At 76.3% G+C, this 8,980-nt stretch carries 10 protein-coding genes; 5 read left to right on the top strand and 5 right to left on the bottom strand.

What is annotated here, in order from left to right; all coding sequences use genetic code 11:
• Nucleotides 1-146 precede the first annotated feature (146 nt).
• Nucleotides 147-797: a 5-oxoprolinase subunit B family protein gene (locus ACWEMJ_RS32690; RefSeq protein ID WP_452140769.1), complete on the top strand. Its 651-nt coding sequence runs from the start codon at nucleotides 147-149 to the stop codon at nucleotides 795-797.
• Nucleotides 794-1,654, top strand: coding sequence for a 5-oxoprolinase subunit C family protein (locus ACWEMJ_RS32685; protein WP_452140768.1), 861 nt, complete (start codon nucleotides 794-796; stop codon nucleotides 1,652-1,654). Before ACWEMJ_RS32690 ends, ACWEMJ_RS32685 begins: the two co-directional genes overlap by 4 nt.
• Nucleotides 1,655-1,667: 13 nt before the next feature.
• On the opposite strand, the gene ACWEMJ_RS32680 is transcribed toward ACWEMJ_RS32685, so the two are convergent.
• The 3 genes from ACWEMJ_RS32680 to ACWEMJ_RS32670 form a co-directional block, all read right to left on the bottom strand.
• Nucleotides 1,668-3,014 (bottom strand): vWA domain-containing protein, encoded by a 1,347-nt coding sequence (locus ACWEMJ_RS32680; RefSeq protein WP_452140767.1) that lies wholly within the window; start codon nucleotides 3,012-3,014, stop codon nucleotides 1,668-1,670.
• Complete coding sequence (locus tag ACWEMJ_RS32675; protein WP_452140766.1) at nucleotides 3,011-4,225, bottom strand: AAA family ATPase; 1,215 nt, start codon at nucleotides 4,223-4,225, stop codon at nucleotides 3,011-3,013. Before ACWEMJ_RS32675 ends, ACWEMJ_RS32680 begins: the two co-directional genes overlap by 4 nt.
• A gap of 137 nt (nucleotides 4,226-4,362) precedes the next feature.
• Nucleotides 4,363-5,661, bottom strand: a complete 1,299-nt coding sequence (locus ACWEMJ_RS32670; RefSeq protein WP_452140765.1) for a hypothetical protein — start codon at nucleotides 5,659-5,661, stop codon at nucleotides 4,363-4,365.
• A gap of 182 nt (nucleotides 5,662-5,843) precedes the next feature.
• Between ACWEMJ_RS32670 and ACWEMJ_RS32665 the strand changes: the two genes are divergently transcribed.
• From ACWEMJ_RS32665 to ACWEMJ_RS32655, 3 genes are all read left to right on the top strand, one after another.
• On the top strand, nucleotides 5,844-6,761 hold the full coding sequence (locus tag ACWEMJ_RS32665) for an oxygenase MpaB family protein (protein WP_452140764.1): 918 nt from the start codon (nucleotides 5,844-5,846) through the stop codon (nucleotides 6,759-6,761).
• A gap of 413 nt (nucleotides 6,762-7,174) precedes the next feature.
• Entirely contained in the window at nucleotides 7,175-7,357 is a 183-nt protein-coding gene (locus tag ACWEMJ_RS32660; RefSeq protein ID WP_452140763.1) for a hypothetical protein, read from the top strand.
• A 121-nt stretch (nucleotides 7,358-7,478) separates the two neighbouring features.
• Complete coding sequence (locus tag ACWEMJ_RS32655) at nucleotides 7,479-7,772, top strand: WhiB family transcriptional regulator (protein WP_380364260.1); 294 nt, start codon at nucleotides 7,479-7,481, stop codon at nucleotides 7,770-7,772.
• A gap of 89 nt (nucleotides 7,773-7,861) precedes the next feature.
• Here ACWEMJ_RS32655 and ACWEMJ_RS32650 read toward each other — a convergent pair whose 3' ends face one another.
• Nucleotides 7,862-8,383 carry an ATP-binding protein gene (locus ACWEMJ_RS32650; RefSeq protein WP_452140762.1) on the bottom strand — a complete coding sequence of 174 codons (522 nt, stop codon included), beginning with the start codon at nucleotides 8,381-8,383 and terminating at the stop codon, nucleotides 7,862-7,864.
• A gap of 46 nt (nucleotides 8,384-8,429) precedes the next feature.
• A complete protein-coding gene (locus tag ACWEMJ_RS32645) occupies nucleotides 8,430-8,783 on the bottom strand; it encodes an STAS domain-containing protein (RefSeq protein WP_452140761.1) in 354 nt (117 codons plus the stop codon).
• Between the last annotated feature and the right edge of the window lie 197 nt (nucleotides 8,784-8,980).

Below are 8,980 nucleotides of genomic sequence, written 5' to 3'. Positions count from 1 at the left end.
CCGCGGCCCCCGCCACCGAGCGGTCGGGAGCCGCGGGCGGTGTTCCCCGTGTCGGCGCACGGCCCCGGGTTCACGGCCTACGCACCTTGGTAGTTTGAGCCGAGGACGGCCCGGCGGCGGCCGGCGGACGGAACAGGACGGGTCCGGTGCGAGCACTGCCCTTGCGAGTACTGCCATGCGGGAGCGACGCCGTCCTGATCGAGGTCGACACCGGCGAACACGTCCAACGACTGCACCGTGCACTGCGCACCGCGCCACCCGCCGGCGTCACCGAACTCGTCCCCGCCGCCCGCACCGTGCTGCTCCGCTACGACCCCCGGACCACCGACCCGCAACGCCTGCGCACCGCGCTCACCGCCCTGCCGCACACCCCCGACGAGGGGGCCGCCGACGAGGCGGCCGAAACCGTCCGGATCCCCGTGCGCTACGACGGACCCGACCTCGCCGAGGTCGCCGCCCGCACCGGACTGACCGAACGCCAGGTGATCGCACGCCACACCGCCGCGCACTACCGCGTCGCCTTCTGCGGATTCGCGCCCGGCTTCGCCTACCTCACCGGCCTCGACCCCCGACTGCGCCTGCCCCGCCGCACCGAACCCCGCACCCGGGTACCGGCCGGCGCCGTCGCCGTCGCCGACGAATACACCGGCGTCTACCCCAGCCCCTCACCCGGCGGCTGGCACCTGCTCGGCAGCACCGACCTCACCCTGTGGGACCCCGCCGCCGACCCGCCCACCCGGCTGCGCCCCGGCACCGCCGTCCGCTTCGTCGAATCGGACGGCGGGAGCGCGTCATGACCCACGGCGAACTGCTCGTCGTCCGGGCCGGCTTCGGCGCCACCGTGCAGGACCTCGGCCGACCCGGACTGGCCGCCCTCGGCGTCGGCCGCGCCGGGGCCGCCGACCGCGAGGCCCTGCGACTCGCCAACCGCCTGGTCGGCAACCCCGAGGACGCCGCCGGAATCGAAGCACCCATGGGCGGCGTCGAGTTGGCCTTCCCCCGCGCCGCCACCTGCGCGCTCACCGGCGCCGACTGCCCGGCCTGGATCGACGACCGCCCCGCCGCCGGCCGCACCCCGCTGCGCGTCCCCGCCGGCGCCCGGCTGCGCCTGGGCACCCCCGCCAGGGGACTGCGGGTCTACCTCGCCGTCCGGGGCGGACTGGACGTCCCCGCCGTGCTCGGCTCGCGCGCCACCGACACCCTCGCCGGCATCGGCCCCGACCGGCTCGCCGCCGGCCAACTCCTGCCGCTCGGCACCGCCGCCACCGGCTGGCCCACCGCCGACCACGCCCCGCGGCCCGCCCCCGCCGACCGCACCGTGCTGCACGTCCTGCCCGGCCCCCGCGACGACTGGTTCACCGCCGACGCGCTGCGCACCCTGCTCACCGAGCCCTACACCGTCACCCCCGACAGCGACCGGGTCGGCATGCGGCTCGACGGGCCCGCCCTGGAGCGCGCCCGGGGCGGCGAGCTGCCCTCCGAGGGCATGGTCGGCGGGGCGCTGCAGGTGCCGCCGTCCGGGCGGCCGATCCTGTTCCTCGCCGACCACCCCGTCACCGGCGGCTACCCCGTCATCGCGGTCGTCCGCCGCACCGACCTCGGCGCCGCCGCCCAGGCCCGGCCCGGCGACACCCTGCACTTCCGGCTCACCTGAACTTCGACGGTTTTCAGGCGAGTTGGACGACGCGCGCCCACGGCGGCGGCAGCTCGGGCCGGTAGTCCGGGTCCTCCTCGTCCACGGTCGACGGACGGCGGAACAGGCCGACCACCGTCCGGCAGGGCGGCTGCCGGGCGGGCCACGGCGTCTGGCCGTCGGTCAGCGCCACCACCACGTCCGGGGACGGGCGCAGCCGCAGCGCGGCCGCGAAGCCCTCTCGCAGGTCGGTGCCGCCACCGCCGATCAGCGTCAACTCGCCCTGGCCGTCGACCCGTTGGAGCTGCTGGGCGGCGGCGTCGCAGGAGATCACCGACAGCAGTTCGCGCCGCCCGCCGAGACTGCGGGCGATCGCGGCGGTCTCCAGCAGCGCGGTGCCCAGCTCCTGGTCGCTGACCGAGCCGGAGGTGTCCACCACCACCGCCACGCGCGGCAGCCAGCGGCGCAGCGACGGCAGCACCACGCCCGGCAGCGCGGTGGCGCGGCGCGCGGGGCGGCCGTAGCTGTAGTCGGTGCCCGCGCCCGCGCCGGCCACCGCCGAGCGGAGCGCCGCACCGAGCAACTCCCGCCACGGCTGCGGCGGATGGAACGCCTGCTCGGCCCAGCGCCGCCAGCCCTCCGGGGCGTCGCCCGGCCGGCCGAGGATGCCCTCGGCGACCCGGAACCGGACCAGGTCGCGCTCGTGCTCCCGCAGCGCCCGCGCACCGTCCGGGCCGAGCTCCCAGGGCCGCTCCAGGCCGTCCGCGCCGCTGCCGCACTCCAGCCAGGTGATCGTCTTGCGGCGCGCGTCGAGGGTGAAGCTCCGCAGGTAGTCCTCCAGCAGCAGGTCCGGCTGCAGGCCGAGGGTCTCCGGGTAGACCGCGTCGCCGGGGCGGAGCAGGCCGTCGCCGAAGATGTCGTCGTTGATCTCGCAGTCCGCCGCCACGTTGATCCGCAGCCGGTCGACCGGACCGTCCAGCCCGAGCCGGCGCATCGCCCGGTCGGCGCGGCGGGCGTGGTCGCGCAGCAGGTGGGAGACCTCGTGCACCCAGATCGAGGCGAGCGACTCCTCCGAGCGGGAGGCGACGAAGGACGGCGAGACGTAGCAGCGCCAATACCGGTCGACGGCCATGGTCGGCACCCGGGGCGACTCGACGACCTGCATCGCGAACAGCGCGGTGGCCAGGAACGGCCGGGCGCGCACCGCCATCAGGCGGGCCGCGTAGAGCTTGTCCCGGTCCAGCGGGGGCGCGGGCAGCGGGCGCGGCGTGCGGGGCGCGGGCCGGGGGAGGGGCGGCCTCGGCTTCGGCCGGTCGGGTCGGTCGGGCGGTGCGGACTGCGCGGGCTGTGCGGACGTCGGTGCGGCGGGAGGGGTGCTCATCGGCGGCCTGCGGCGGCGGGCACCCGGGCGGCGGCGCGGTCGGCCCGGCGGGACAGCTCCAGCGCACCGCTGAAGCGCTCGATCAACTCCGGTACGTCCCAGTCGGGTTGGCGCAGCGAGGCGAGCGTGGTGACGGGTACCACCAGGACGTCCGGGCTGCCGTTCTCCAGCGCCCGGGCCATCAACGCCCAGGCGGCGTCCCAGCGTTGCCGGGTCGGCCGGGAGCGGACGGCGGCCACCACCGCGTCCAGCGCGACCTGCCGCAGGTCGCCGCGTTCGGGCAGGACGGCGGCGGCCGGGTCGGCGAGCAGATCCTCCGGGGCGGGCAGGTCCATCCGGTCGACGGCGGCCAGCAGTTCGAGCCCCGGGCCATCGCCGACCGTGCCGCGCACCAGCATCGACAGCACCTCGCGGGACGACCCGGCGGCCCAGCCGAACGCCAGCAGCCGCACCGTCATCTCCCAACTGCGCGGCGACGGCCAGGCTTTGCCGCGCAGCGTCTCGGTGGTGGGCAGCCGGTGGGTGAGCTCGGGCCGCACCGTCAGCAGGTCGCACACCGCGCGGCGGGCGAACTCCACTGCGCCGGACAGTCGTTCGGCGTCCAGCCGGGGCAGCTCGGCGCGCGGCCACACCCCGCCGAGGCCGCGCACCACCACCTCCGGGTCGTGCACCCAGTCCAGGTGGACGAAGCGGTTGGCCAGCGGCGCGCTCAGCTCCCAGCCGTCGGCGGCCGAGGAGCGCGGGTTCGCCGCCGCCACGATCCGTACCCCCGGCGGGAGTCGGAGCGCGCCGATGCGGCGCTCCAGCACCAGCCGCAGCAGCGCCGCCTGCACGGCGGGCGGTGCGGTGGACAGTTCGTCGAGGAACAGCAGCCCGCGCCCCTCCCGGACCAGGCGCACCGCCCAGTCCGGCGGCGCGAGCGGCACGCCGTCGGTGGCCGGGTCCGCACCGATCACCGGCAGGCCGGAGAAGTCCGACGGCTCGTGCACGCTGGCGATCACGGTGGTGAGCGGCAGGTCGAGTTCGGCGGCGAGCTGGTTCAGCGCGGCGGTCTTGCCGATGCCGGGCTCACCCCACAGCAGGACTGGCAGGTCGGCGGCGACGGCGAGGGTCAGGGCCTCGATCCCGACGTCCTGGCGGGGCTCGGTGGCGGAGTCGGAGAGCAGGGCCAACAGGTGGTCGGCGATGGCGAGTTGGGTGGAGGAAGGCATGGGTGATCACCTGGGGAGGGGAGAGTGGGATCCCGGCGCGGGTGGCGTCGGGTGGAGGGTGGAGCCGGTGGGCCGCGCGGGCGAGTCGGTGGGTTGCGGGCAGGCGTGATCGCCCGTGGGCTCGTTCGGGTGGGCGGTCAGCGGCGGTGGAACGCGCAGCAGGTGGGGCCGGGGTGCCGGCGGGGGCGGGGGCGGTGCGGATGGGCGTCGGGCAGGCCGGACGGCGGGCGGGCGGGTCGGTGGGCGCTGTGCAGGCGGTCGGGGGTGAGGCCGGCCCGGTGCAGGGCGGCGAGGTCGTGCCGAGCCTGGTCGTCGGCGAGTCGGTCGGCGAGCGGGCCCTCCGGCAACAGGGCGTTCTCGCCCAGCAGTTGGCGGACGGCGGTGAGTGCGCCGGGCCGGTCGCCGTGCAGCAGGCGCTGGGTGATGGCGTCCAGGTCGTCGGGCCTCCGGTGCGCCCGGTCGATGGCCCGGAGGCAGGGCAGCGGTGCGCCGCCGAACGCCAACAGCAGCTCCTCGCGGCGCAGTTGGTCCGGCGGGTGGTCCAGGGCCGTGAGCCGGCCGTCGACCAGCGCCACCCGGTGCCGGGCGCCGCGGCAGTCCACCAGCAGCGGGTCGGCCGCCGACGGCGCGGCCGCGCGCGGTGGGCGGTGGCCCGGGACGAGCGCCGCCGCCACCAGCGGATGCAGCCGGTCGGCGTCCAGTGCTCCCGAGCGCAGCAGCCACAGGTCGGGCGGCGCCCAGGTGGCGGCGTCCGGGAGCACGGGCCGGCCGCCCGCGTCGCGCTGTTCCGTGACGTGGCCGTCCAGGAGCAGGAAGCGGCGCGCGGCCAGCCGTACCGCGACCGGCGCGTCGGGCCGGAGCCCGTCCGCCGCGCGCAGCAGTCCGGCTTCGAACTCCCAGGCCGCTGCGGCAGTCTGACTGGACGTCAGATTGCTTGTGCGGTCGGCGAGTTCGGGGGTGCGGCGGGCGTCCCACAGGTGTCGGTGCAGGTCGAGGCGGAAGCGCGGCTGCGGGCGGGGTTCGGTGGCCCCGGGGTGGGGACGCCACAGTGCGAGGCTCACCCGTTGGCCCGCCGACGCCCAGCGTGGCGCGGTGCGGGCCACCAGGTGGAACGCGGGCGGCCCGTCCCTCGGGTAGCGGGCCAGGATGGCGCTCAGCCCCGGCCGCAGCAGCCCGTCAGGGGCCGTCCGGGGAAGGTGCCAGCGCAGCAGGTCCGGTGCCAAGTGGCGCAGGTCGGAGCGCAGTTGGCCGGCGAGCTCGGAGCCGTGCGCGCGGGCGACGGCCCGAACGTCCAGGTGGACGTCGAACCGGGCGGCGGCGCAGGCACCGCCCCAGTCGCCGGACTCGCGCAGGGCGGTGGCGGTCTCGATCATGGCCGGGGGAACGGCGAACTGCCGGACGCGCGGCCAGAAGCAGGTACGAGTGTCCTCGTCCATCGGCGAAGTGTCGTGCATCAGCACTCACTTCGGGTGGACGGGACCTCCAATCCAGAAGTAGTCATCGCGGTGATCGTAGCGGGTCGCCGCGCCCGCTGTCAGCCCGGTTCGGCGGCGGGGCCGCGCGGCGTAGGGTGAGCGGCAGGGAAGAACCGCGAGGAATCGAGCGGAGGCGCACGGCGGTGACAGGCGTTCGGTGGCGGCCGGTGCAGGCGCTGCGGCGGAGGCTGCTGCGGGAGATCAACTCCACGGTGCACGGCGCGGATCTGCATCTGGAACGCTACGACCGGCCGGCCGGCGACCCCGGCCTGTTCGGTGCGTCCAGCGTGGTGTGGCGGGTGCACGCGCACCCCGCCGGGATGCTGGTCGGCGGGTTCGCCGCGCTGATGCTCCAGTCGCTGCACCCGGTCGCGATGCGCGCCGTCGCCGAGCACTCCGACTACCGCACCGACCCGACCGGGCGACTGCACCGCACCGCGCGCTTCGTCGCCACCACCACCCTCGGCTCCTCCACCGCCGCCGAGGCCGCGATCGCCGATGTGCGGCGGATCCACCGCTACGTGCGCGGCTTCGACGCGACGGGCCGGCCGTACCGGGCGGACGATCCGGAACTGCTCTGCTGGGTGCACACCGCGGAGGTGTCCTGCTTCTTGCTCGGGTACCAAGTCTTCGCCGGGAAGCGGAGGTTGAGCGGCGCCGAGTGCGACGCGTACCTGGCGGAGGTGGCGCTGACCGGCGAACTCCTCGGGGCGGACGGCGTGCCCGGCTCGCGGGTCGAGGTGGCGGGCTACCTGGCCCGGGTACGGAGCGAACTGCGGGCCGTGCCCGAGTCGTTGGAGGTCGTCGCGCTGCTGCGGGGCTTCGGGCGCAGCCGCCGTGAGCGGCTCGCCGTGCGGGTGCTGACCAACGCGGCGGTCGGGCTGCTGCCGGGCTGGGCGCGGGCCGAGCTCGGCATCCGGCGGCCGTGGGCGGTGCGACGCCTCTGGGACCGGCCGTTGGCGCGAGTGCTCGGCGCGGTGATGGTGTGGGCGTGCGGGCTGTCGCCGATCAGGGCCGCCGCCCATGCCCGGGCGACGTCCCGTGCCGGGGCGGGCGGGTAGCGCCGGACGAGGCGTGGCGCACCGAAGCGGCCTTCCGCACCGCCGAGTTGGCGCTGTGGGTGGCGCGCCCGCGTCGGTGGTCGCGGAGCGTGCGGAAGCGGTCGCCGTCCGGGGCTGGGGTCCGGACGGGGCGGCCGCTTCCGGGGTGGGGCGGGATCGCGGGGCGTGGCCCTCAGTACTGGGGCCGACGGCCGTGGTTCGCCTTGTGCCTGGCGCGGGCCTTCTTCTTGCGGCGTCGCTTCGACGACATGGCCACACTCTCCTCTCGCGGCGGTGGAAAGGTCCCCCGTCCACCGTGCGCCCGTCGCCGCGACGGTGCCAACCGGGGTGGGACACGGCGGCGACGGGTGGGTGGGGCGGCGGGGGGCGACGCACCATGGAGGGAGGGGGAAGTCATCGACGCGGGAGGCGAGATGTCGCACCACACGCACGGAAGCCACGACGCACCGGCCGACGAGTGGCCGCCCACCGAGACGCCGGAGGCGCGGATGACGGCCGAGGGCTCGCCGCCGCCGGACGAGCGGGAGAAGACGCCGGAGGACGGCCCGGAGTTCGCCGTCCCGGTCTCCTCGCCGCCGGAGCCCGAGGAGGAGTAGCGGGGGAGGAGCGGCGGGGAGCGGCCCCGGGGGCGGTTCGGGCGGCGGATCGCGGTTACACGGACGGCACGGCACAGCCGTTCGTCCGTCGATCCGCCCGTCCGATCACAAGGAGCAGCCGATGACCGTGATCTCCCGCCTGCCCGGAGCCGTCGAGGAGGAGTGGGACTGGCAGTTGCAGGGCGCCTGCCGGGCCGCCGACTCGCGACTGTTCTTCCACCCGCCCGGCGAGCGCGGCCAGGCCCACGACGACCGCGACCGGGCGGCCAAGGCGGTCTGCGCCCGGTGCCCCGTCCGCGAACGCTGCCTGCGGCACGCCCTCGCCACCCGGGAGCGCTACGGGGTGTGGGGCGGCCGCACCGAGGAGGAGCGGCAGCACATCCTGCGCCGCCGGCGCCGCAACCGCAGCAGGTGAGCGGAGCAGCGGCACGGCGTAGCAGCGGCACAGCCGCGAGGGCGGCCCCCACAGTCGGTGGGGGGCCGCCCTCGCGGCTGCGGCGGACGCTAGGCGAGCAGCCGGGCCGCGTCGATCTCCGCCCAGATGGACTTGCCCAGGGCGTGCAGGTCGGCGCCCCAGCGGTCGGCGGTGTGCTGGACGATGTACAGCCCGTGGCCGCCGGGGACGCCGGGCCGGTGCGGGGTGCGCAGCGCGGGCAGAACCGAGGACGCGTCGGAGACCTCGATCCGCAGCCGGGCGGGCGTCGCGTCCAGCACGAGTTCGAGCGGGCCGCCGGCGTGCAGCATCGCGTTGCCGACGAGTTCGGCGACCAGCAGCACGACGTCCTCGGCGAGGTCGGCGTCGGGCGGGGTGGACCACGACCAGTCGCCCAGGGCCTCGGTGGTGAACGCGCGGGCCCGGGCCACCGGGCGGGGGATGCCCGCCAGCCGCAGTCGGCGGCGCTGGCCGCCGGGTGGCATGACCGCGCCGGCGTCCGGGCGGTCGCCGTCCAGGGTTCCCCGACTGGGCGTCACGGGCGGGTTCCCTTCGGTCTCGACGGCAGGCTCACGGGTCGGTTTCCCGGCCATGGCCGGATTATGCCCGGTGGGGCGGACGGTACGCGGACGGACGGTCTCACCGGGCGGCGTCGAGGGCCGCATCCACCGTGTCGTGGATGGTGAACACCGCTTTCGCGCCGGTCAGTTCGAGCAGGTGGCGGACCGGCCCGGACAACGCCGCAAGCCGGAACGCCAGTTCGGTCTCGGCGGCCGTCATGCGGGTCTGCAGCAGCAGGTTCAGCCCGGACGAGTCGCAGAAGTCGACCCGCGCCAGGTCGACCACGAGCACCTGGGGACGCCCGGCCAGCAGCTGGTCCAGCGCCTCCCGGGCAGGCTCCAGGGTCTCGATGTCCAGATCGCCCGACAGCGTGCACACCGCCGCGTTCGACGGTGTGCGGCGCACCTCCACCGCCAGTGGAGCCATGGGCATGTTCTCGGCTGGCATCCTCGTCCTGTTCCCTCGACCGATCTGGTCTCGACCATACGCATGACCGGCGCGGAGGTCGAGACGGGGGTGCCCGGCGCCCTGTGCGGGTGCCGGGCACCGGGGGTGCCGCGCTGTCAGTCCTCGTCGCCGGTGAGGCCGGTGCGGAGTGTGGCCAGGGTGCGGGAGAGGAGGCGGGAGAC

Source organism: Kitasatospora sp. NPDC004531 (assembly GCF_053602195.1).
The sequence above is the reverse complement of the archived record's forward strand: the minus strand, read 5'-3'. Positions and strand labels throughout refer to the sequence as shown.